This window comes from Paenibacillus sp. LX16, assembly GCF_036252815.1.
Lineage (GTDB): Bacteria > Bacillota > Bacilli > Paenibacillales > Paenibacillaceae > Paenibacillus > Paenibacillus polymyxa_B.
Genome location: NZ_CP141152.1, coordinates 2008071 through 2033082, shown reverse-complemented (window position 1 = coordinate 2033082; position 25012 = coordinate 2008071). Strand labels below are relative to the sequence as shown.

Here is a 25012-nt window from a genome sequence, read left to right as displayed (position 1 = left end):
GGACATTAACTATATGTGATTGTGTTAATGGGACGCTCACGGTCATCATTTTCACGACTGATCCGGGGTGCATGAACTTCCCGTACGAATAGCTCAGCATGTAGCAACTTTTTCTCGACAGGCGAGTTCGGGTTCGTTATGCGCCATAACAACTGGTCCACTGCACGCATTCCCAGCAATTCCTTATCCACTCTCACCGTGGCATAAATCGGCATTTGTTCATTCGTATCGTCAAACCCGGTCACTCCGCAACGCCTCGGAACGTCAATCCCCTTTTCTTTCAGCACATCCACGACTTGCGCAGCAGTCACATCATTAGCACATACAAAAACCTCAGGCAGTTCGTCCTCGGACAACTTTTCCATTTCCTCAGCAAGCGCTTGCGCTCCCCTGTGAAGAAGAGCTTTAATCTGCCGCAATTCTACTCCGCTCATTTCCAGTGTGGAACGACATGCTTCCCAGCGTTCGTAGAAACTGTGAGCGTCATCAATATGACCCACAAACTGAAAGCGGGTATAGCCCCTGCACAGCAAGTCCTTCATTAATTCACTCATGCATGTGCGATTATCTGTAAACACCGTATCACTTAAAAATGCAGAATCCCAATGATCTACCATGACGACCGGAATACCCATCCGATAAATGTTTAGCAACAACGAAGTTGAAATCGTCCCTACTGTGATAATCCCTTTAATCGACTCTGGATTCAGTAAAGAAAACATGTCTTCAGTCGAGGGCTCCGTTAACGTGATCATATCCATACCCTTACGGTTCAGACGCTCGGAAATCCCTTCAAATACTGGCCCCCAGTATCTAGATTCCCTGTTCTGATACCTAATATTCGGAAATAACACTAGCACAGTACCTGACCATTCTCTGGTATCTGTGTCCCGAGGCTCTACCCCTGTCATTTTGGGGTGACTGCGAAAATAGCCCATCTGGGCGGCAAGCTTGACCAGAACCGCCCTTGTCTCTTCACTTACACCGGGTTTGCCTGATAGTGCACGCGAAACAGCGAACTTTGAAACGCCCGCCGCATCCGCAATTTCTTGCAATGTTACTTTTCCACGCATCTTCTCACCCAACCCTATTCGGAGTCTTTTTCTATCTTAACCTTTCTAATACACGGGTGTACCTCTAAACTGGTACCATCGTAGCATACTTTGTTTTAGATCATCAAATGATAGATTTGTACAAATCCACACCCTCCACCAAAATATGTTTGCTTAATAAAAAAACAAACCGCATAACAAGCAATTATAAATAACTTGACGAGAGGTTCTCTATTTCCTACAATTTACTATTGAAAGCACTTACATTGTGTAAATCATACTTATTAAGGGGGATTTGCAAATGTTCATGAACAGGTCGGTACGACAGAGCTCCATTCTACTCCTGTCTTTGCTGCTGCTCGTTACAACGGGCTGCGCGAATGGAACAGGCGGTAAGGCAGAAAAGGAAGATCCTAATGACACCAGTCCCATTACACTTACTTTCTTTGGCGGTGATTCCAGCTCTAACTGGAACAACATGAAGGATGCTGTCGGGCAGGAAATTATCAAGAAAACGGGCGTTACGCTAAATGCCGAACATGCTGTCAATGGTCGAGGCGAGGAAAAGTTTGCTTTAATGGCAGCGAGCGGGGAGTATCCAGATCTCGTGTACCCCAAATCAGACATTGGCAAGTTGGTCGATGCCGGAGCACTCATTGACTTAACAGATCTCATTGATAAATACGGCCCTAACATTAAGAAAGTGTATGGAGACTATTTTAATCGTATTAAATATAGTAGTGAAGATCCAGCCATTTACACGATCCCGACCAATTTGGGTGTGGATCACATCGCGTTTGATGCACAAGCTGGCTTCGAAATCCAGCATCAGGCACTTAAGAAGCTTGGATACCCTAAAATCCGCACCGTTCAAGATTTTGAAAAAGCACTTAAAGATTATGTCGCCAAATATCCTACCACCAATGGCCAGCCTACCATCCCCCTATCACTCGATGCCGAAGACTGGAAAATTCAAATTACGGTGACAAACCCGGCTGTTACTGCTACTGGTGGACCCGACGATGGCGAATATTATATTGATCCTAAAACACACAAAGCCATTCTTCACTACAAGCGCCCAGAGGAACGTGAATATTTCCGTTGGTTGAACCATATGTACAATGAAGGACTGTTGGATAAGGATACATTTGTGCAAAAAAGTGATCAGTACAAGTCCAAAATCGCCGCAGGCCGTGTCATCGGACTCATTGATCAGGAATGGAACTATCAAGATGCTGAAAATGCGCTCAAGGCAGCAGGTAAGGATGAATTCACTTACGCCCATTTTCCAGTCACTTTAAATGAGAAATACGAGGATCATTCTCTCCAGCCTATTGGCTTCGATACTGCATCGGGGATCGGAATTACAACCTCATGCGAAAATCCGGTGCGAGCTATCAAGTTTCTGGATTTTCTGGCCTCCGACGAAGGACAAATTTTACGCAATTGGGGAATTGAGGGCCAGCATTACAACGTAGAGAACGGCAAACGAGTCATTCCGGCGGATGTGCAACAACGTAAAAACACTGATAACGCTTCTTTTAGCAGAGAGTCAGGAATCGGTTTGTACTGGATATGGGGGCCACATTATGGCGATAGCGTGAAGGACCCTTCTGGCAACTATTACACAACCAATTATCCAGAAATGATTACCAAAAATTATAGTCAAGCCGAAAAAGAGTCCCTTCAGGCATACAAAGCCCAGACGTGGAAAGACCTGTTCCCGAACGAAAAGGATTTTCCGGTAAAAGAGTGGGGTGCTGCCTACAACATGCCTGTTCCGACCAATACGAATTACAATGTTATTTATCAAAAGTCGCAGGACATTGTACGCAAACGGATTCCTGAGGCCGTACTCGCCAAACCAGATCAGTTCGACGCTGTGTATGACCGCATGCTCCAAGAGCTGGATCAGGCAGGTGTACCAAAGGCTGAAGAAATCTATACTGGCCTAATCCAAAATCGGCTGAAGCTGTGGTACGGCGAAAAATAGGGTTTGCTTTTTTAATAAAATAGGATCGGGCTGACAGACAATGCTGTTCAGCCCTTCTATATTAACTTTTACATTAAACATTCTGTTTAGTTTCTTTTTCTTTCCAAGAATTACTTTTCCCTGAAACACGATTGACGTAAAACAATAAAATGATTGGAATCAACGCAATCCCTCCACACATCACCCAAGATATTTGAATAGGTGTTTGATCGGAAGACAAATCCGTAAAATTACGACTGATGATTCCTGTCATGATTAAACCTACGCACATGCCTAATTGTGAAATCGCAGAATCCAGAGATAGTAGTGTAGAACGATACTCATTAGAGATTCTTTTGTTCAGAAAAATTTGTTTGGCAACCGGGTACATGCCGCGTCCAATTTCATAGATCAAAAAGGTAAGCAATACAGGATAAAATGTGTTGAACGCACCAGCTAAAATGAGCCATACCCCTATCATGCCGCAAGCATACATGAGTATATGTACATCACTGTATCGTGCGCCTAGCTTTCGAACCAGGTAACTTCCCAAAGTCATACATAGTGAATACCCTGCCTTGATAAATCCCATAATCCAAATTCCTTGTTCGGAAAGGCCAACCAGACGTGGCTGTTGAAATGTATTCCCCGCCGAGTTCGAAAAGCTGATAAATAAACCAATCATAAACACAATCCAGATAGACTTATTTTCAAAACCGATACGGACGCTTTCTCCGATAATCGTTTTAATGCGAGTAGTAGACGTCTTTCGACGAGCCACATTCTCCTCATCCATATAAAAGGAGCATAGAAAAATGCATACAATAATAGATAAAATGCTAGCCGCCCATGGAAGTGAATAGTTAAAAGTTGCGAGGAAGGCCCCCAACAGACCACAAATAAATCCCGAAATGTACTGTATACTGTTAGAGGTTGTAAAAAGAACTTCCATGGGCTTATCACTATTTTCCACAACCCATGATTCCAACGAACCTGACTGTAAACATATAGCCAGACCCCCAAAGACTTGCGCAAACACAAGCACCCCGATATGATCTGTCCAAACGAACAACACACTATAGACTAGAAAACAACAAAGTCCCAAAATAACAGAAATTTTTCTTCCATACTTATCTGCAATCGCCCCTGTGGGTATCTCAAACAAAAAAATACTTACAAAGAATACAACTAGTAAGAAGTTTGCACTCTGCAAAGAAAGTCCTTTAGCTAATAGAAAAAGGATGAGCGTAGTCCCAGTGATTTCACTCATAAAAAATTGAAGAAAGCTGACGGAGTAAAATAGTTTATGAGGTTGCACTCTCAGGATTCCGCCGCTTGCTCTGCAGCCTCATATTCACTTCGCAAAATCCCCATCTGAATAATGTCATAGTATTGCCCTTCTCTGAATAGCTTCTCCCGAAGCCGTCCTTCCTCCTTGAAGCCACAAGACAGATAGCAACGGTGTGCACGTTCATTGAACGCATAGACCTCCAGCTCCAGCCGATGCAGGTTCAGTGAATGAAATGCAAATTTTTGTAACAGTCGGATCGCTTCCCGTCCATAACCTTTGCCCAGGTCACCGTCACGCCCGATCACAATACCAAAGGTGGCGTGCCGATTCACCCAGTTGATTTTAAATAAATCCAGTTGTCCGATATAGTTCAGTGTGTCTTTATGCGCAATGACAAAACCTTTGATCTCGGAGTTGCCGTCAATCATCATTTGTACAAAAGACTCACTATTAGTCTGTGAATGCGGATAGACAAACACGTCGCTTAAACCACGTGTGATTTCCGGGTCATTGACCCATTTTCGGATAGCTGGTACATCTTCTTGACGGTATTCTCTCAATACAATTCGTTTTCCAATGATATGCGGCATCGTAATCTTCCCTCCAATTATGTATTTGTTTTTGGCAACACTAACTCCCCGCCAACACCTTTATGCTTCCATTACTCTTACAAACTCCAGAAAACGCGTACCTTTATAATGAAGCTCACCACGATCCCCGATCACAATCATACCGAAGACCGTATCCTTCACCTCCAGCTCCATACGCTCACCCCCGTCAAACTCAAAGGTGATATAATAATAGGTCGAAGCTGAAAAATCGCCTGATCCCCCACGCACCCTTGTCCGTTTATCCACAACCTTACATGAACGTTGTACCTGTTCGGCTGCTTGATTGGACAGGCCCGCTCCGATCGTTTTGACAATTCCCATAATCATTACAAAAGCGATCAGTCCAAATACGATGAAAAAGATCATATTAAACGATTGAAATTCCATAAAATCACTTCCCATCTGCTTCATCCTTTCTACAGTAAAATGTAAATTTTCCATTCTATTGCCCATTGACAAATCGTACATCTCCACCCTCAAAAACTCCAATACTTTTTTAACATACTTACGAAAAAAAGTTCTTTCGCTCTTTTCCGCACCCCGCTTGGACTTATACCCGATCTGGGTCCTCTGATCCCCTCTAGACCGATTGACAAAACTATATATAGATATAAAATAGAGAATGTACTCTAAATATAGTGTAAAAAACGTATTTATGCCCGATATCTTGAAGATACAGGTATGAAAATACATGTAAATATAGAGTCAAAATCTTAAATGGCGCAGCCAGCAAGGGATTCCATCTATAATAGATCCCAGGCAATGCGTTTTCTTTTTTCATTAATTGTTTAAGGAGGTTGAATACCATGCTGATTGCATATGATTCCAAGACCGGCAATGTAAAAAGATTTATAAACAAGCTCAAGCTTCCAGCGGTTCAGATCGAGGAACAAATGACCATAGAAGAACCTTACGTACTTATTACATATACAACCGGGTTTGGGCAGATACCTGAGAGGGTATCTTCCTTTTTGAAAAAAAATGCACAAAACCTTGTTGGTGTAGCTGCAAGCGGCAACCGTAACTGGGGTGAGAAATTTGCCAAAAGTGCGGATTTGATTGCCGACCACTATAATGTCCCCGTGATTAGTAAATTTGAATTATCTGGAACGTTCGGAGATGTAGAGCGTTTTAAACAGGAGGTGAGCCGAGTTGCGGCATATTGAATTGAACAACATGTTGATGAAACGCGATACAGACGGCTTTTTCCAATTGGAAAAGGACCAAGAGGCTGTAGCAGAATTTATGAAAGAAGTCCAGGAACGGAGCTTGAAGTTTGCTGACACAGCCGCTCAAGTGCTGTATATGATTGAGAATGATTATTACGAGAATTTCTATAACAGCTACACGGCTGACGAAATTAATGATATTTTCCATATCACTCATAGCTACAATTTTAAATTTCCTTCCTATATGGCAGCATCCAAGTTTTATACCGACTATGCAATGAAGAGTAACGACCGTAAAGTCTACCTGGAACATTACCCTGACCGGGTTGCTGCGGTTGCCCTGCATTTGGGACGCGGTAACGCCGATACAGCACGCCTGTTGTCCCGCTCGATGATGGAGCAACGCCTCCAACCAGCAACACCAACCTTCCTGAATGCAGGCAAAAGCCGCCGTGGGGAATTGGTATCCTGCTTCCTGCTCGAAATGGACGACTCCCTGAACTCAATCAACTATGTGCTAAACACTTGCATGCAGTTGTCCAAAATCGGCGGCGGTGTTGCGGTCAACCTGTCGAAACTGCGGGCACGCGGCGAAGCGATTAAAGGCGTAGAAGGCGCAGCAAAAGGCATTATGCCTGTACTGAAGCTGATGGAAGACGGCTTTTCCTATGCGGATCAAATGGGGCAACGTAAAGGCTCTGGGGCAGCCTATTACAACATTTTCGGATGGGACGTGCTTGAGTTCCTGGATAGCAAAAAGATCAATGCTGACGAAAGAGTACGTCTCAAGACACTTTCTATTGGATTGCTGGTGCCAAACCGCTTTTACAAGCTGGCTCAAGATAATGAACCGCTACATGTATTTGCTCCTTACAGTGTGTTCAAAGCCTATGGAACGCATCTGGACGACATGGATTTGGATGAAATGTACGACACGCTGCTCGCCGATGATCGGGTGAAGAAAAAAATAGCGATGAGCGCACGTGACATGCTGACGAAAATTGCCATGATTCAGTTGGAGTCTGGTTATCCATATATCATGAACAAAAGTAACGCGAACCAGGCACATGCTCTTAAAAATGTGGGTCAAGTCAAGATGTCGAACCTATGCACGGAAATCTTCCAGTTGCAAGAAACTTCCGAAATTACAGATTACGGCCAACAGGATACCATCCGCCGGGACGTGAGCTGTAATCTGGCTTCTTTGAACATTGTAAATGTAATGGAACATGGCAAAATCCGCGAATCCGTTCATGAGGGTATGATTGCTCTCACCTCGGTCAGCGATATGACCCAAGTAGCTAATGCACCAGGTGTTGCGAAAGCGAATCGTGAAATGCACTCCGTCGGTCTAGGTGTTATGAATCTGCACGGCTATCTTGCCAAGAACAAAATTGCGTATGAAAGCAATGAAGCGAAGGACTTTGTCCGTACCTTCTTCATGACGATGAACTATCATTCCATCGAAAAAAGTATGGAAATCGCGAAAGCAGCTGGACAAAGCTTTTATGGATTTGAGGGATCGGATTATGCGACAGGCGTATATTTTGACCGATACCTGAACACAGATTATCGTCCGACAACTGCACGTGTACAAGAGTTGTTCAAAGACATCTATGTTCCGACTTTAGCGGACTGGGACAAATTAAAAGCAGATGTGATGAAAAATGGTCTGTACCATGCCTATCGGATGGCGATTGCGCCGACTGCTAGCATTTCGTACATTCAAAATGCAACATCCAGCGTCATGCCGATTGTTGAGCAGATTGAAACCCGTACCTATGCCAATTCGACGACCTACTATCCAATGCCTTATTTGCAAAAGGATAACGTGTTCTTCTATAAATCTGCTTATCAAATGGACCAGTTCAAAGTTCTTGATCTAATTGCAGAAATCCAGCCGCACGTAGACCAAGGAATTTCGACCGTGCTTCATGTGAACAGTGACGTGACTACGCGTCAGTTAGCACGCTGCTATCTGTACGCTGCACACAAAGGACTTAAATCGTTATACTACACACGCACCAAAAAGCTGTCTGTGGAAGAGTGCCTCACCTGCTCCATCTAAAGCATACATGGTAACAAGCTGTAGTATAAAAAGATTTTGAATAGATATAGATGCTTTGCATTAAAAGCTGTATCCAGCGTGTGGTTCAGACCTTTACGGGACTGGACAGACCCTCGCGGATACAGCTTCCGTATGTCAAGCATACGATGATTCGCCTGCACTATTTCAATGTGTGTTTCCAGGGAATCTCGCAAGCTGAAGGGAGAATGCTAACAATGACAGGTATACAAGCTGTAAACTGGAATCGCTCGGACGATGATTTCACACTGATGTTCTGGAACCAGAACATTATGCAATTTTGGACGGATGATGAAATCCCGTTGTCTGACGATAAAATGTCCTGGGTAACCCTCAGTGATATCGAAAAAGAAGCCTACATGAAGGTGCTGGGCGGATTGACGCTACTGGATACCATTCAAGGCGGCGTGGGTATGCCGCAAATTATGGAGCATGTGGACGGACTGCAACGCAAAGCCGTACTAAGCTTTATGGCGATGATGGAGCAAATTCATGCCAAGTCGTACAGTAGCATCTTTACAACGCTAGCTTCCACGGAAGAAATTGACGGTGTATTCCGCTGGGTGGAAGAAAATCCACATCTCCAAACCAAGGCAGAAACCATTCGTCAGTATTATATGAATATCCACACACCGAAAGACCTGTATCTTGCGATGGCAGCGTCGGTGCTGTTAGAAAGCTATTTATTTTATAGCGGCTTCTTCTACCCTCTTTATCTGGCGGGCCAAGGCAAGTTGACATGCAGTGGAGAAATTATCGATTTGATCCTGCGGGACGAAAGTATTCACGGTGTGTACGTAGGTGTACTGGCACAGGAGATTTATGCAGAATTGGATGAGGAAGAACAACGTGATCTTTACCAGACGCTGGTAGGCTTGTTGCGCTACTTGCACAATAACGAGGAACAATACACCGAGCAAATTTACACTCCTATTGGACTCGTAGACGATGTGAAAGTCTTTTTGCGATACAACGCCAATAAGGCCATGATGAACTTGGGCTTTGATCCACTGTTTGAAGAAGAGGAAGTTAATCCCATTGTATTTAACGGCATCAGCACTCACACTAAGCAGCATGATTTCTTTTCTAAAAAAGGAAACGGCTATGTGCGGGCGATGAATGTAGAGCCGCTGACAGATGATGATTTTAATTTTGGCGTATAAGTACAAATACGCGAAATTAATTTAGCAAGGTGATACTATGAAGAGCCATCCGCATGTGGATGGCTCAGACTGTAAACAAAGTAGATAGTTTACATATTTTAGGATTTTGCAAAAATTCGATTCCAATGAACAAGATATAGACGAACTAAACCATTTCGATCTATATCTTGTTCATTGGAAGCCGCTTATGGGATTTTTGCAAAATCCTCATTTACTTGCGTTCGCTTATATAAAACTGGTATTGCCGCTGCTATAAGGATTATACCCATAATAGCGGGTGCGGCATGACCAAGTAATACATAGATTTGACCTCCAATGATAGGCCCCAGCATTCTTGCTAAAGCCTGAATAGATTGACTACCTCCTTGAATCCTTCCTTGTTCACTAGAATCAACAGACTTGGAGAGCATCCCATTGAATGAAGACCCAAAGATCGAATCACCAAAACCAAATATAAACATTCCAGCGATAAAAAGAGGATAGAATGAGAACAAAGCCGATGCTGCAATAAGACTGTAGCCTATAATCTCCGAAACCATTCCAAGAATGGCTATCTGTTTATCACTAAGTTTTCTCAAAAGCTTTGGCATGATGAAACCTTGTGTGATAATGTCTTGTACACCCATAATTGAGAACATAAGTCCGATTAGTGCAGGCTTCCAATTAAAAGTATCCATTGTAAATTGTGAAAAAACGGCCTGTAAAGATCCGTTGGGTATCCAAAGTAAGAACGCTGAGATAAGCAGCCTGTTTAAGTTTTTCATGGAAAGCAGGTTTGCAAGCTGTATGAATGGATTAAGTCTTACAAAAGTAATTTCTTTCAGTCTATGTTTCTTGTCAAGGCTCTCAGGCATAAAAAAGAATCCATATATAACATTCACTAAAGTTATGATTGCTCCAAAATACATGGGTACAGAATAATCAAACTTGGCGAGTAATCCGCCTACAGTTGGGCCAATGACAGTGCCTACACCTACAACCGCACTCATCCATCCAAAGTATTTGGTTCTCTGTTCTGGAGGAATGATGTCTGCAAAATATGCGAAGATCGTGCTTATGCTCCCGCCTGTTATACCTTCTATGATGCGCCCAGCAAATAGTACCCATAGAGCTCCTCCTATGCCAAAAACCAAGTACCCAATTGCGGAACCCAAAAGGCATACTAAGAGCAATGGACGACGGCCATATTTGTCGCTCAAAGCTCCAAGTACGGGAGCCGCAAAAAACACGCAGAATGCATAAACAGAGGTCAGCAGCGTAACAACTATAGCTTGTTCTCCCGGACTGCTTGTATAAGGCTGCACTAAAAATGGGACGACAGGTGTTATGATACTGAAGCCTATTCCGCAAAGAAATACAGAGATAAGGCCGAATATTAAAGCGTGTTTATCTACGGTTTGTTCTGTATTCTGTTCATTGTGTGATCTACATTTGAACACTTAATTTCTCCCCTTAAAGGTTTAGTTTTTACTTCCTCGGAAGCAAAAACATCGTATCACATTTTTGCTTCCTTGGCAACAAAATAATAGCAAAAAAAATGCAGCCCGTTCTCAATAGAGCCCGGCTGCCTATGGTTTGATTTTCATTATTCAAATTTATTCCGTCTTAATATCTATACCCTGTTTCTTTATTTCTGCATCCAAATGCCTACTATACTTTTCCAAGAAGCTAATCATACTGTCAAATTGTTCTTCGGTTACCTGCTCAAATACGACTTTATCCCGCTCTTGAAACTCTTTGTGCAGTTTCTCATGGATTTTATAGATTACTTTCCCTTCCTCAGTAAGCCTAAAATAGATTTCTTTCTTGTTATCCGGCTTCTGGTAGCTTTCGATAATGCCTTTTTTTATAAGCTTCTTAGTTATTTTACTTATGGCACCGGTAGTCATATAAAGGGACTCCGCAAGTTTTGTCACGTTGGAATCTATATTTCTTTCAATGTATTCGATGCAATGTACTTCAGAAGACTTATAACCCTTAAGACTGTTTTCCATCTTATCCTTATTAAGCCAAACCATCTTGTTATATAAGTCCCTGAAACCCATTATGACCTGTTCTTCTTTGTTCATGGCCTGTCCTCCCACCCGTTGGTGCATTAACAACATAATATAATATATTTTTGTTTCTATTTCAACAAGCGTCTAAGCATGCAGTAAATAAACCTAATCTACTAAACGGCAAGCAGGGTAAAAAAGATATCACTCCCCATGCTGTATGTATATTTATTCTTCAGATGAGGACATACACGCAAAAAAACGGCCAGATCGCTAAAGTAGCGGAATCGAGCCGTTTTCCATCTTTTAAGACCGAGCTTCTGTGAACATTTGAAAGGTGACACCAAACTTGTCTGTTACATTACCATAAGCTGGACTAAAATGGGTTTCCTGCAAAGGCATTCCCACCTGTCCTCCTTGCTGTAGAGCATCAAACATTTTTTGAGCTTGCTCCACACTATCGGTTGTAATACAGATGCTCACCTGATTCCCATTGCTAAACGGTGATCCGGGAAAGGTATCAGAAAACATGAGCTCTGTCTCACCCACTTTAAGGGTAGCATGTCCCACACGTTCCTTGACCTCTGCGGGAATGGGAAAATCGGGGTTTTCCGGCATTTCCCCAAAGGTTTGAATAAAAAGCAGTTGAGCATCCAATGCCTCTTTATAAAATTCGATTGCTTCTTTTGCATTTCCATCCATCGTGATTTAAGGAATCAAACGTTTGGACATCTTCAACACAGCTCCTTTAATTTGAGGTGATTAACCTAGCCATTTCTCCTGTATTATATACAAAACTTGTCAAGAAAAACAAATCTGTATTCTTAGCTTTCATGCACTTGAACACCAAGTTGCTTTAGCTCCTTTATCGCTTCCGTAACGTTACGCTGTGGATGAAGCGCAGAGATCATCTGTGCAGTGATCGGAACGCCGTTGAAAATCTGGCTTACCACTCCTAGAGAAATCGGCAACTCATAGTAACTTTCAGCCCAATCCCGATATTCCTCCGGTGTAACTATAATTTTCCCTAGCAAAAAGGATGAGCCATCGTCATATCCCTCAGGAAAGTTCGTGTTGCCGATACGCCATTCCTTATCTCCCGCTTCCCTCCACATACAAAAGGTAACGTCTTCCTTCTCCAGCGCTTCGTCTTCCAAAAGCTCCATCATATCATCAGGCACACCGTCGTACATGCCCGGCCAGACCTCATATTCGTCTCTCGCATGAGGACTTACAGGGGATTCGTGGTCAAAACCCTTCAACAGCACACCTCCACGCGTCCATAGCATATGAATCGTATCTCCAGCGCCGTTGTTCACCTCACCTAGGCACACATCACTAGACCATTCAGACTGCATACGATACGTGCGTAACCAATCTTCTGGAGACAATATAATGTCCAGCGCTGACAGCAGCAGCATTCTGTCTTTTAAGCCATTCGGCGTTACCTGTGTATCAAGCATCATATTCTTCATCATTCCTCCACCTTGTGTCTATGTGTACTAAGAATTCATCTGTCCCTGCCTATATCTTTCAAGCTTCGCCCGCTCAACCACCTGCCGAATGAATGGTCCTTTGGCTTCGGTATACGCTGCACGGTCATATTTGAATTGGTACGCCAAATCTTTTTTTAAAGTATCATACGCTCGCAGGCTATCAGGATGCGCTTTTAAGTAATCTCTGAACAATAGATGGTTTTCCCAATGCTCACCTTTATACTTGTAAATATGCAAGTGATGAGTCCCAGCTCCCCATTCTCCACGGCGAAAGAAAGCCCTCTCTGGAAAATCAGGCTTATGTACATATTCATATTGAAACCCTTGTAGACGCTCTCGATGTTCGGATTGAAGACTTGCCAACTCTTCCACCCCAACCATAATATCAATAATAGGCTTGGCTCCCAGATTAGGAACGGACGTACTACCGATATGCTCTATGCCAACACATACATCTCTGAGAGCCTCTACAATTTTCCCTTGCTCTCGCGTATACTCTTCAGCCCACTGCGGGTCATACCCGGATATTTCCACCTGTGAGGACATACTGAACACACCTCCGCTAGCTTTCTAAAAAATGCCTTCTAATCGTGCTTGGCACAAATCAGAAGGCATTCTCTTGTTCAAATTAAAAATCATTCAGCAACTCCGGCCTTATCATTCGGCTTCTCAATCACGATCAGACAGGTGCTGTCTGGCAAAGGAACCCGCTGGCCCTGCTCATCCATGAATTCAACACGGCTGGTCAGCGCCTCGGCGTAGCCCTCCTGTAAATAGTGGCGGCTCACCCGGATAATCGCTTGAGGTCCAAGTGTGTTACGAATACACTCTTCATACTGTGACGGGGTAAAATAACCAAACTGCTCCTGCACTTCATGCACATAGGCTTCCGCCCCCCATGTATAGGTATATAGAAATTCCATCGCATCGTTTACTGGCAAAACAGCCTCATGCTCCCCTACACGCTCTATTTCAATGTGGCGGCCCGCAAAATCTTGCGCATACCGCATCAGCCATTCCATTCCATCCGGCTCCAAGAATCGAATACGTCTGCGCTGCTCTACTGGTTCGGTCATAATACCGTCACGAATGATAATGCGCCCGCCGGGTGCAAGCACACGATAGGCACTCTGCAAAGCAGCCTCCACCGTTTGTGGATTGAACCGAATTCCATCTCGTTCGATGTAGGAATAGAGCTCGTGAAGAATCGAAGAGAAGATAACCGTGTCCATGCTCCCCGTTTCCACATATTCCTCCAACCGAAGCGCATCTCCTTTGATGACATCCCAACGATGGCGCTCCAATTGCTTTTTACGTTTAAGTGCCTCAATGACATTCACAGAAATATCAAGACCTAATGGCTTCGCATCTGGTCTTTCCTGTTCGATCAGATCCAGTAGCACGCCCCCGCCGGGTCCAATATCCAGTATGCGGGTTCCAGTCACATAATCCAAAATGACCCTTTTGTAATCTACGGTCTGGTTCATATCTGTAAGATACGTTTCCTCATTGTGAAAGCGATCATAAGCATCACGCCGTAATCCGAACAGATCGAACAGCAGCAGGACTGCTTTGTCATACAGAGGCGTTTTTTCTGCTTCAATACAAAAATCGATTAGTTTCTCAGCCGCAGATGAAAATACAAAATTAAAAAATACAGTGCTCGGCAGCTCCTCTTTATGCTCCACAATCACACTCAAGTGAGGATTATGCTTCCGTTTTCCTTGTGAGATGTCCTGCCAAGACAGTGCACTTAAATATTTTTCTATCATTCGTTTTTTATATACGTTAATTTTCTTGACACCGCGATAGTCATAATACATCGTATTCATGAGCGATTCGAAACTGATATGGCGAACGGTTGCAGGCTGTTCCTGCCCCGTGCCATCCCTCAATGTGAGTAAGAATACCTTTACCAGTTCTTGAAGTGAAAAATCCTGCAAAGCTGATTCTACATACCAAAGTGTCCGATTCTCTAACGGAGCCAGCGCCTTCTCTACATTCAACTCCCGCTCTAGTTCTGCGTAAGCCTGTTCGAACGGCTCCCCTTCATGAATCGAAACCGACCGTAATCTCTCCAGTCGCTCCTTTACACTCCAGACTACAGGTGCGTTATCCCATGCAATCCAGCCGATCAACTGCTCCACTTCACTACGTACTTGGTCCCATAATGCAGGTTCTACCCCGGCGATAATACATTCGTTCAGAGCCCGTAAAACAAGCTCCAGTTCCTCAGGGCTCAGCCAGCCCTTACGAGTAATTTCAAGCAGCAGTCGATTCTCCGCGAAAGGAATTTCTCCCCGTATATATTGCCCGATCAATCCATGCGTCTCAATCAGAATTCGGGTCATGCTATTGCGCGGGTAAGCAGGGGACTCCGCTTGGGCCTGTCTGACATACAGTTGGGAGGAGCCGATATTATGTACAAATAAATTAATGCCCTCATGCTGCCAGCGTAGCCGTTCGCGGACTGTGCCTCCTTTGGCTGTCTCAGACCATACCAAAACATCCTCCAGTAGCTCTTTAACCCAGAATGACAATGGAAGTCCGTCCAAAATAAGCAACGTACGCTCCACGTAATCCAGTACAGGATTGGCATCCTTTAACTCACCTATAGATCGAATGCGTTCCAAATTTACAATACGCTCCTCAGCCGAAACAAGCAGCTTTAACCAAGTCGGTGTATCCCAGGCCAGATCATTTTCTTTCCTGTAATTAGCAATGGCTTTTAACGATTGCAGCATTTTTCTCACCTCGTGTGATTCGGATTCGGTATGCACAGGAGACTTTGGATAAGACATTTGGACTAAACCTTGTATATACTACACTTTACCATACATTTGCAGCTTCCATCTCGTGGAAAATATTAAACATTTGTATCAATCAACCGCTTGACATACTTTCCAAACGCATACATAACCCCCAAATGCACTTTGGCCTGTGTATATTTATAAATAAACCAAGGCAGCGATGGCACATAATCATGAATGGCTACGACGCAAATATTTGTACCGGGAATTTGCAGGAACTCAAGCCTGCTGGTCTTCCTTGGGATAATGCAATGACATCCGCATGCTCAGTCAGCCTATGCAGCAGATTATGCCCGATATAACCACTGGCACCTGTCAGTGCAATTCGGGACCTGCCTTTTGGATACAATGCTCCAAGCTCCCGCTCTACTCGTCTTGTCTCAAGTGCCAACCCAGACAAAACAAATGACCGTAACTTCCATATAAGGAATTACGGTCAGCCTGTTTACTTCTATATATACAGTTTAACGGGACAACTCCCACTACCTCCATCTTCCGAACTTATCATTCTGCAATTCGTTAACCTGTCCAAAAAATACCCGCTGGATCTATTTCTACCTGTTCGAGCTGTTCTTCAAAGCACGGATTAGGTGCAATCTCTTTTACACGCTGTCAGCCTGAAGGCTCAGAAGATATCTTATTATTCTTGTTATACGCAGCCGAGTCATAATTCCCTATAATTTCCGGAAAGTTACAGTGCCGCTGTGCAACACGTCAACCATCTATAATAGATTTCGCTTATTTATCAACAGAAACGCCATCTGGTACTGGAATACCAAAATCAGGTGTTCCATCTTCCTTCCAGTTGAACGGCTGAACACGTGTATGACGATTCGGGTCATACAGCGGGTCACCTGTAATTTCCTTATAATTCCGGGCGTGATATACGATTACATCTCTACCGTCAGCAGCAACCGTAAAACTGTTATGGCCTGGCCCGAATTGTCCTGTTTCCTCATTGGTGCAGAATACCGGCTCAGGTGATTTCGTCCATGATTTCGGATCAAGTAAATCCGCATTCTCATCTGCTGTCAACAGGCCCATGCAATAATTGTGGTCTGTGGCACTAGCTGAATAACTGATAAAGATCCGCCCATTCCGTTTTAGAACTGCTGCTCCCTCATTCACCTTAAAACCGATGATTTCCCAATCATATTCAGGAGTGGAGATCATGACCTGCTCACCGCGCAGTGTCCATGGATTGCTCATTTCAGAAATATACAGATTGGAATTACCGACGATGTCAGGGTCCTTCTGAGCCCACACATAATACAGAACTCCATTATGCTGGAAGGTTGTCGCATCGAGAGCGAACGTCTCCCAACGGGTTTTGATCTGTCCTTTTTCCACCCATTCTCCTTCTAGAGGATTAGCTGAATCATTTTCCAGCACGAACATCCGGTGGTCGAACAGGCCTTCCTTCGTTTCCGTTGTACGAGCTGCTGCAAAATAAATGTACCATTTGTCGTTAATATAATGAATTTCCGGTGCCCAAATGTTCGCACTTAACGGGCCCGTTTCATATTTGTGCCACACTGCGACAGGCTCTGCTGTACTCAAGCCTTGAATAGTACTTGCTCGTCGAACCTCAATGCGGTCATACTCTGGCACAGATCCGGTGAAATAATAGTATCCGTCACTATGCTTGTAAATCCAAGGGTCTGCCCGTTGCTCAATGACCGGATTATTAAAGGGTACAGATTGATTCATGGTTATTCTCTCCTCTATGTGTAGTATGTAGTTCATACAATTAATCGCTGATACGTTTTCCCCAGATGGAAATTCCCTTTTCATTCATACCCGTGAAAATTAGAGTATGGCGGCCGAGCTCCCAGTCCCATGAAGGAAGCAATAACAGTTCTTCCTTTGTCCCTTCGGATGTATCGCTCCAATCCATTGTTAGAGTACGCTTGCCATCAAAGCTCCAGTGACCTTCAAGAGAACCACTGGTTGCCCGGCCTCCATCTTCCAGTCGGAGCGGTTCAGCTTCCACCTGACCATCTACTTCCTGCCTTATCACGATACGCTCCCAGTTGCCGGATAATAGCCTTTTGGGTATATCCTGCTCCTTTTCGCCCGCATAGCGCTCCGGAGAGACGACCGGCCAGCCCTCTGCCGTCCACAATATTTTGCGTACATGCAGGTACGGCCAGCTCTTGTCCGTTTCTCCCCGCGCATGATGTACAATATAATAATCCGCACCGTCCTTCAGGACAGAATTGTGACCTGGCGCAACCCAGCCTTCTCCTTCGCTGAACCGATAACCGCCCAATACCTTGTTTCCAATCTCGTATTGAGGCAAATAGCTGGTATCTGCCATATCATGTCCATTCATGTCCACATAAGGCCCTGTGATAGAATCTGAGCGAGCAACGCGAACATTGTAGTCCTCAAACAAAGAATCATACGAGACAAACAAGTAGTATTTACGGAACATTGGATTGTACACAATGTAAGGCCCTTCTACAGCACCGTCCTCAGTTGCCCGATCTCTGGCAGCGATATTTTTACCATAGCCAGATTCTTTGAGCTTTCCAGTCTGGGGATCAAGCGGTGTAATATAGATACCGCCGAAAAAAGAACCGTATACCATCCATGGATTTCCCTCTGCATCCAGCACCGGATTGGCATCAATCGCATTCAGCTTGTCATGTTCTCCCGTTTTAACGACCAGCCCCTCATCCTTCCAAGGGCCTTCCGGGGAGCTGGATGTCTGCAATCCAATCGCAGACCGTGTGCTGCCAAAGGTAGAAGCGGAGTAATACATCCGATAGGTATCACCCATCTTGATGATGTCCGGTGCCCACAGATTGGTTGCTGATGACCACGCCTCTGCTTCCTTTGGAATGCCGGGGAGTGCATACTGAACCCAGTTCCAGTGAATCAGATCAGTCGATTTGCGTACCATGACACCAGGTCTCAATTCTCCACCTGTCTTTACATCCGTTGAGTAGACATAATAGCCTTGATCTGTTTTGATAATCGCCGGGTCATGTGCATTGTTAATGGTCCAGCGCTGTTCATCATTAATCGTACTTTGATCATACAAGTGATCGGGAGGTGGAGCCTGCGGATACACAGGGTCCGGAGTGTTATCCCCACAGCCGGATAGACCCAGCATGAGCAGCATAACCATAAGTGTTATTCTCCTCCTTCCTTTACCCATTACATATTGTGACTGCCTTACATCGTTCATCCGTACCCTCCAAGTGTCAATTAACCTTTGACACCCGAAATGGCAACCGATTCAATAATTTGTTTCTGGAAGATCAAGAATATAATCAGTACAGGTAACAAAGCTATAATGGATGCTGCCATTATAAGCGGATAGTCCGTCTGAATGGCGTAAGTCGCATTAAAATTCGCGATAACCAGCTGCAGTGTTTGCGTTTCTGGTGAGTTCAAGTAAATAATCGGTGCCAAATAATCGTTCCAAATTCCCATGAACCATAAAATAAGCTGTGCCGCAACTGCCGGCTTAATGAGCGGGAACGTAATCGACGAATAGAGTCGGAAATAAGAACTTCCGTCAATTTTCGCAGCTTCGATAATGGCATCTGGTACGCTAAGCAAGTACTGCCGCAGGAAAAAGATCATAACTACATTTCCGAACAAGCCTGGAACGATCAGAGGTAAAAGTGTATCGACCCAGCCAAGTTTGGAAAACATCATAAACTGTGGAATCATAACCGTTGGGTATGGAATCATCATAGATGCGATGAGTGCCAAAAACAGTTTGTTTTTATGAGGGAATCTCAGCTTAGCAAATGCAAAAGCCGCCACACTGGATGTAAAGGTACCTACAACGGTAACACTTACAGCTACAATCACGCTGTTCTTGATCCCGCTTAACAAAGGACCTGCTTCCCAAATTTCCTTATACTTGCCAAACTGGAACACCTCTGGTATCCATACTGGTGGAAGAGCAAAGACATCCTGCTTTTCTTTCACCGAAGTGGACAGCATCCAAAGCAGCGGCGCGATCATCACAATCGCTCCAATCGCTAGTGCAATAAAGATAATGATATTGGTAACTTTCGTTTTTTGACTATGGGACATAATCAGACTCACTCCTTTCCGCGAAAATCAATCCCCATCAAAGGACGATTTTTCATTCATTTTGAATTGAATCAAAGTTACGATAAAAATGAAGATGCCGAGAATCATAGCCATCGCGGAGGCATATCCCATTTGCAGGTTTTTAAATGCCTTATCCCAAATATAAAAGACGATTGAGGCGGATGAGTATTCCGGACCCCCTGTAGGTGTCATAATGTTCATTTCAGTAAAGATTTGCGAACCACCAATGATATTAGTTACGACCAGGAAGAAAGTTACTGGTTTCACCATTGGCCATGTAATATTGCGGAACATCTGGAATCCGCTAGCTCCATCTAGCTCTGCCGCTTCATAATAAGAGCGAGATACGCTTTGCAGGGCTGCCAAATATAGCAGCATCGTATATCCGAGACCCTTCCAGACGGTCATGAGAATCAAGGCCGGTTTGACCGTATCCTTATCCATTAGCCAGTTAGGACCCTTAATACCGAATATTTCGAGGAATTGGTTCACCAAACCATAGTCCCCGTTGTATGCCCAGTTCCACATAATAGAAACGGCAGCCAACGAAGAAATAACCGGGATATAGTAAATCACACGAAATGTTGTCGTACCTGGAATCTTGCGATTCAAACCTAGTGCCAGCAGTAAAGCTAGTACAAGACCGATTGGAATACCTAGCATTAAGAAAAGCGTATTGTACATCGATTTATAAAAGAGCTCATCGCTAAATAAATCTTTAAAATTGTCGAGACCAATAAAGTTCATTTGTCCCAATCCGTCCCAGTCTGTAAAAGAGCCGTATAATGAATAGACAAACGGGAATAACGTAAAGATTAGCAGACCGAGAATAGGTGGAAGAATAAATAAGTATCCATATACCTTCTCTTTGCGGTAGAGATTAGATTTGGTTATCACAGGGCTCACCTCTGTTTCTAATTTGGAATGAAGATGATGTTAGCAGCATGATATTCAGCCACTAACATCATCCTTTTTTCCTCTATTTACGCATTATTTCTGTGATTTTTTCTCTTGCTCCACCGCTTTATCCAGCAGTTTCTGCATCTTCGGTTGTTCTTGTTTCACATAATCTGCCGCCGTAATTTTACCATCCAGCACAGGTTGAATATCTGTGAAGAAAATATCGTACCATTCTGCATTATACGTATAGTTGCCTGGTAATGAGCGTCCATAGTCATTTACGATATCAATAAATTCTTGTTTATTGTTAGGCTTGGTTTTCGTATCTTTGGACCATTCATCAGCCATGTCCAGCAGATTCGGAATTTGTACCTTGGCATCTACGAGCTGCTTCATTCCTTCTTTAGAAGTCGTCAGATAGTTAACCAGTTCAACAGCTTCATCCGGGTATTTTGTTTTAGAGGAAACGCCGATACCCAGAGAACCGATCCATGTTGCTGATTTTCCAGTCGATCCGGCTGGGAACGGCAGTAAATCATATTCGAATGGCAGTTTTTCAAATGTACTCATATCCCAAGGACCTACCGGGAAGAATGCCATTTCGCCCTTCATCCAACGTTGGTATGTGTCCAATGTTTGCGATTGTTCAATACCAGGTGTGATTTTATATTTGTTTTGCATGTCAGCAAAGTACTGAAGCGCTTCCGCAAATTTCGGATCATCAATCGTTACTTTAGTTTTGCTCTCATCCAGCCAATCAGCCCCATTACTCCATACAAAGGCTTGCAATGCCCACTGAACGTTAAAGCCTGTACCGTATTGATCTGGCTTGCCGTCACCATTGGTATCCTTGGTCAACTCTTGGCTAACCTTGATAAATTCATCCCATGTATACGGTTTGTCTTTGTCAGGCAAGGGAACGCCCGCTTTTTCGAACATCGTTTTGTTGTAGCCGAGTGCGAATGGACCTAAGTCCTTCGGCATACCGTAAATATCTCCTTGGCCGGCCATTTTACCGTCATAGCGATACAAATCCACACCGTATTTCCAAATGTTATCCAGTTTAATATCCTTGTTCTTCTCAATGTAAGGAGTGAGATTCTTCAACACCCCACTGTTTACATAAGCTTTCACATCTCCAGGGGCAAAATAAAAGATATCTGGAAGATTGTTTCCTGTTATTGCAGCTCTAAGCTTTGTGGCATATTGATCTGCTGCCGTCACGACCATTTTAACCTTTACGCCAGGATGTTCCGCTTCAAATTTCTTGATTACTTCCTTATAAGCCTTTTGTTCATCTGTTCCACCACGGAACATGAATGTCAGTTCCTTGCTTCCATCACTACTGGAACTTCCCCCACTACAACCAGCCAGTGCAGCCACCATTAACAACAAAACAACCATTGTTATTGCAAAACCTTTTTTCTTTATCAACGCGACCCCTCCTAAATTTAAATGAAACCGCATACAATCGGTGCTAAAATAACTTCATACCACTCGGCCTAATCTTTAACTGTGCGGTACACAACCCGTTGTTGATTGCCGCTGTGATTATCATCCCTCTCATGTACCGTATAATTAACATTTTTCTTTATCAATAATGAATTCGTTTACAAACAAAATATAGCATGCCTTTCCTCGGTTCGTCAATGTATTTTTCAATCTTTTTAAATAGTTATAAAACATAGGTTAGAGTAACATGGAAAGCAAAATTAAAACGTATTTAAGTTTATTTTTATCAAAAAAACCAGTAATAAATCTTAAATACGATTTATTTATGAAGTAATCCCTAATTTGGAGTTCAATTCGTTCCCCTCTTTGTTTAGTAAAAAAAATTTACAAAAAAGCAGTTTACTTCTTTTTGATTTTATTTTAACATAAATCAAAGTAAATATATAAGCGCTTACATCACAGTTTTTTTAGATAAGGATGGTCTATAGCTATGATTTATATTAAGGACTTAATGTCAGGATTAGATATTTTTAAAGCACTGGGTTCAGAAATCCGCATTCAAATTCTCGAGTTACTTGCTTACCAGGGACAAAGTATGAATGACATTGCCAACAAACTTAATTTGAGTAACGGTACAATTACAATGCATATTCGAAAACTGGAAGAATGCGGTCTTGTGGAGATCAATACCGTGAGCGGCAAGCACGGTACCCGAAAAATGTGTTATTTGAACAAGGATAAGCTAATGGTAGATTTGCGCAGCAGAGAACAAAAAAATGTGTATGAGGTTGAGATTCGCGTAGGTCATTATAGTAACTATCAAGCGTTCCCCACTTGTGGATTGGTGACCCGAGACAGCATTATTGGCGATTTTGATGATCCACGCTATTTTGCAGATCCCGGGCGACTGGAGTCGGAAATGATCTGGATGGCCGAAGGCTTTTTGGAATACCGCATCCCCAACTATCTGAAAGCGAATCAATCCTTTAAAGAAATTCAATTCTCCGCAGAACTAGGCTCAGAAGCACCCTGCTATTGTGAGGAATATCCCTCCGACATTTGTTTTCACATTAACGGTATCCCTATTGGGCACTGGACCAGCGCCGGAGATTTTGGAGAAGTGCCGGGGGTTCTCAATCCAGATTGGTGGCCACCGCATTTAAATCAATATGGTATGCTCAAATTAATTCGCATCAATCAGCAAGGCAGCTTCATTGACGGGTGCCGCATTTCCGAAGTCACAATAGACGATATTAACCTTAACTATAAAAGCGACATTACACTCCGCTTATCCGTAACCGATCAATCGGAAAACAAAGGTGGGCTCACTATTTTCGGCAAAAGATTTGGGAATTTCAGTCAGGATCTGCTTGTGCGCGTGCTTTATGATGTGCACGGGGAGGACAACGCCAACTCCTGACACGCCACATGTAAAAATAGGCCGAAGCCTGTATTCATTGAATACATGTCCTCGGCCTAAATATCCTGATCCTCACTTAAAGAGATATAGATCAATAAATAAAAAATGACTGCTATCCCAAACACCAACCAGCAAAAGGACAGCAAATGAAGCCTTGGTACTGCATGTACTCCCCATCTCCAAATATCCGTAAGGAGCACCAGTGGCTGCAACAACACATCCCAGCTATTCCAGCGAGCAAATCTACCAATATATACGCCTATGCTGGCCAGCCACAACAACACCAAAACTACAGCCCATGCGAGCCCACCAGAACAGATTTTCCTCAGCATATGGTGGATCACCAATACACAAAGGGATGTAAGAAAAAGGCCAAGCCCTGCTGCTGAAAAAGACGTAAATAAGATCAACCAAAATTGGGTGTTCAACCAAAAACGTGTATCAGGAGTCACATCGTAAAAACGAAACGCGTGAAGTAACTCAGTCACCAAATAAAGAGCATTCGGCAGAAAAAACAACCATACCATTGAGGAGAAAAATAAAAGAATACTCCTCACTTTTGTACTTCGCAGTCTGAATAAAGCCATCATTCCCAGAGTGATAAAGACCGGAACCCAGGCCAGGAATATATCCCAATACAGAAATTGATACATCCTCGTTCCGCTTGTGGACTGCAAATACATAATGAGTCCGAAACAGCCCAACGTAGCTACAAGCAGCACTCCCAACAAACTGGGCAGCTTGTAGCCTTTCCTTCTTAACAGCAAGTTTCCATCTACCTCCTGCCTGAGTATGCGTATATACGTCTTTTCAAGCCCTATTTTATAGCGCTTTCATACTTAGAGAGAAAGCCCTTGTCTATTTACTCCACGTTTCGTATGTCCTCGGATACATGGTTTGTTATCGTCAAGGCATCAAAGGTAACAGCACAGCCCTCCCCCACCGGAGATTGAGCAACAACTCCGACTTTGAGCTGGTTAGAAACATTCATACCAAAATATCTCGCCAGCTTCCAATGCTGACCGTCTGATGAATAATGAAATGCAAAGCAATTTCCAGCTCGTGCCACTCGTAAATACGGATTGGACACGTCCATCGCCCCAGAGATACAATCATCGGATGTATCCCGAGTGACCACACTAAGAATAGATGGAGTGCTTTCAAAATATTCAAAGCACAGCTTAGCCCAATGGGTATCATCCGCCATCATCATCAAGCATCCTGAATCATAAGGCTGCTTCATATCAACACGAACCCTCGTCCATATTGTAAAATCACCCTGAAGCGTTGTATGCAAAAAGGGTGCGGACGATTTTACCGCTGCGCCGGACGGATCCCTAAAGAAATCTGCCTGTGAAGGTGCAGAAATTTGCAAAGACTTGGAATCATCGAATCTCCATTCAGCCGGCTCATTGATCCAGCTCCAATCCGCCGGCAAAACTTTACCGCTAAAGCGTTCAAATACGTTCATAGGGATACCATTCCTCTCTGGCAATATAGTCATATAACACATTGA

23 protein-coding genes are annotated in these 25012 nt (G+C 43.6%); 5 read left to right on the top strand and 18 right to left on the bottom strand.

The annotated features are described in order from the left end of the window. Positions 1-5: 5 nt before the first annotated feature. Positions 6-1073 (bottom strand): LacI family DNA-binding transcriptional regulator, encoded by a 1068-nt coding sequence (locus tag T3H97_RS09380; protein WP_103047962.1) that lies wholly within the window; start codon positions 1071-1073, stop codon positions 6-8. A gap of 280 nt (positions 1074-1353) precedes the next feature. On the opposite strand from T3H97_RS09380, the gene T3H97_RS09375 reads away from it, so the two are divergent. Then, complete coding sequence (locus T3H97_RS09375) at positions 1354-3045, top strand: ABC transporter substrate-binding protein (RefSeq protein WP_328802357.1); 1692 nt, start codon at positions 1354-1356, stop codon at positions 3043-3045. Positions 3046-3118: 73 nt separating this feature from the next. Here T3H97_RS09375 and T3H97_RS09370 read toward each other — a convergent pair whose 3' ends face one another. From T3H97_RS09370 to T3H97_RS09360, 3 genes are read right to left on the bottom strand one after another with little or no spacing between them, the layout of a single operon-like run. After that, positions 3119-4342, bottom strand: coding sequence for an MFS transporter (locus T3H97_RS09370; protein WP_328802356.1), 1224 nt, complete (start codon positions 4340-4342; stop codon positions 3119-3121). A gap of 2 nt (positions 4343-4344) precedes the next feature. Next, a complete protein-coding gene (locus T3H97_RS09365) occupies positions 4345-4905 on the bottom strand; it encodes a GNAT family N-acetyltransferase (RefSeq protein ID WP_328802355.1) in 561 nt (186 codons plus the stop codon). 60 nt (positions 4906-4965) lie between these two features. After that, the gene (locus tag T3H97_RS09360) at positions 4966-5328 is read right to left on the bottom strand and encodes a DUF2500 domain-containing protein (protein WP_328802354.1); all 363 of its coding nucleotides are present in this window, start codon (positions 5326-5328) and stop codon (positions 4966-4968) included. 404 nt (positions 5329-5732) lie between these two features. On the opposite strand from T3H97_RS09360, the gene nrdI reads away from it, so the two are divergent. The 3 genes from nrdI (at position 5733) to nrdF (ending at position 9344) form a co-directional block, all read left to right on the top strand. Further along, entirely contained in the window at positions 5733-6092 is a 360-nt protein-coding gene (gene nrdI, locus T3H97_RS09355; protein ID WP_016819181.1) for a class Ib ribonucleoside-diphosphate reductase assembly flavoprotein NrdI, read from the top strand. Next, the gene (gene nrdE / locus T3H97_RS09350; RefSeq protein ID WP_328802353.1) at positions 6079-8163 is read left to right on the top strand and encodes a class 1b ribonucleoside-diphosphate reductase subunit alpha; all 2085 of its coding nucleotides are present in this window, start codon (positions 6079-6081) and stop codon (positions 8161-8163) included. The genes nrdI and nrdE overlap by 14 nt, the downstream gene beginning before the upstream one ends. 215 nt (positions 8164-8378) lie before the next feature. After that, positions 8379-9344, top strand: coding sequence for a class 1b ribonucleoside-diphosphate reductase subunit beta (nrdF, locus tag T3H97_RS09345; RefSeq protein WP_029516760.1), 966 nt, complete (start codon positions 8379-8381; stop codon positions 9342-9344). A 185-nt stretch (positions 9345-9529) separates the two neighbouring features. Here nrdF and T3H97_RS09340 read toward each other — a convergent pair whose 3' ends face one another. The 12 genes from T3H97_RS09340 to T3H97_RS09285 all read right to left on the bottom strand — a co-directional run bounded on the left by T3H97_RS09340 (position 9530) and on the right by T3H97_RS09285 (position 22058). Next, positions 9530-10783: an MFS transporter gene (locus T3H97_RS09340; protein WP_328802352.1), complete on the bottom strand. Its 1254-nt coding sequence runs from the start codon at positions 10781-10783 to the stop codon at positions 9530-9532. 156 nt (positions 10784-10939) lie between these two features. Further along, positions 10940-11413: a MarR family transcriptional regulator gene (locus T3H97_RS09335; protein WP_328802351.1), complete on the bottom strand. Its 474-nt coding sequence runs from the start codon at positions 11411-11413 to the stop codon at positions 10940-10942. Positions 11414-11644: 231 nt separating this feature from the next. Next, positions 11645-12040, bottom strand: coding sequence for a VOC family protein (locus T3H97_RS09330; protein WP_328802350.1), 396 nt, complete (start codon positions 12038-12040; stop codon positions 11645-11647). A gap of 122 nt (positions 12041-12162) precedes the next feature. Continuing rightward, a complete protein-coding gene (locus T3H97_RS09325; RefSeq protein ID WP_328802349.1) occupies positions 12163-12816 on the bottom strand; it encodes a hypothetical protein in 654 nt (217 codons plus the stop codon). 24 nt (positions 12817-12840) lie between these two features. Continuing rightward, complete coding sequence (locus T3H97_RS09320) at positions 12841-13380, bottom strand: GrpB family protein (RefSeq protein ID WP_328802348.1); 540 nt, start codon at positions 13378-13380, stop codon at positions 12841-12843. 89 nt (positions 13381-13469) lie between these two features. Beyond that, positions 13470-15578: a class I SAM-dependent methyltransferase gene (locus tag T3H97_RS09315; RefSeq protein ID WP_328802347.1), complete on the bottom strand. Its 2109-nt coding sequence runs from the start codon at positions 15576-15578 to the stop codon at positions 13470-13472. Between the two features lie 247 nt (positions 15579-15825). Then, the gene (locus tag T3H97_RS09310; protein ID WP_328802346.1) at positions 15826-15993 is read right to left on the bottom strand and encodes an NAD-dependent epimerase/dehydratase family protein; all 168 of its coding nucleotides are present in this window, start codon (positions 15991-15993) and stop codon (positions 15826-15828) included. A gap of 389 nt (positions 15994-16382) precedes the next feature. Continuing rightward, entirely contained in the window at positions 16383-17354 is a 972-nt protein-coding gene (locus T3H97_RS09305; RefSeq protein WP_103047970.1) for a glycoside hydrolase family 43 protein, read from the bottom strand. A 40-nt stretch (positions 17355-17394) separates the two neighbouring features. Beyond that, on the bottom strand, positions 17395-18780 hold the full coding sequence (locus T3H97_RS09300) for an arabinan endo-1,5-alpha-L-arabinosidase (protein WP_328802345.1): 1386 nt from the start codon (positions 18778-18780) through the stop codon (positions 17395-17397). An 80-nt stretch (positions 18781-18860) separates the two neighbouring features. Next, on the bottom strand, positions 18861-19703 hold the full coding sequence (locus T3H97_RS09295) for a carbohydrate ABC transporter permease (protein WP_029516751.1): 843 nt from the start codon (positions 19701-19703) through the stop codon (positions 18861-18863). 27 nt (positions 19704-19730) lie between these two features. Then, positions 19731-20621, bottom strand: a complete 891-nt coding sequence (locus T3H97_RS09290; protein ID WP_013309768.1) for a carbohydrate ABC transporter permease — start codon at positions 20619-20621, stop codon at positions 19731-19733. 93 nt (positions 20622-20714) lie between these two features. Continuing rightward, entirely contained in the window at positions 20715-22058 is a 1344-nt protein-coding gene (locus T3H97_RS09285) for an ABC transporter substrate-binding protein (RefSeq protein WP_250244585.1), read from the bottom strand. A gap of 508 nt (positions 22059-22566) precedes the next feature. Between T3H97_RS09285 and T3H97_RS09280 the strand changes: the two genes are divergently transcribed. Next, positions 22567-23496 carry an ArsR/SmtB family transcription factor gene (locus T3H97_RS09280; RefSeq protein ID WP_272640420.1) on the top strand — a complete coding sequence of 310 codons (930 nt, stop codon included), beginning with the start codon at positions 22567-22569 and terminating at the stop codon, positions 23494-23496. A 56-nt stretch (positions 23497-23552) separates the two neighbouring features. Here T3H97_RS09280 and T3H97_RS09275 read toward each other — a convergent pair whose 3' ends face one another. Together T3H97_RS09275 and T3H97_RS09270 are read right to left on the bottom strand one after the other, a co-directional pair. Continuing rightward, complete coding sequence (locus tag T3H97_RS09275; RefSeq protein WP_328802344.1) at positions 23553-24263, bottom strand: DUF1361 domain-containing protein; 711 nt, start codon at positions 24261-24263, stop codon at positions 23553-23555. A 95-nt stretch (positions 24264-24358) separates the two neighbouring features. Beyond that, positions 24359-24967 carry a DUF1349 domain-containing protein gene (locus T3H97_RS09270; RefSeq protein WP_328802343.1) on the bottom strand — a complete coding sequence of 203 codons (609 nt, stop codon included), beginning with the start codon at positions 24965-24967 and terminating at the stop codon, positions 24359-24361. Between the last annotated feature and the right edge of the window lie 45 nt (positions 24968-25012).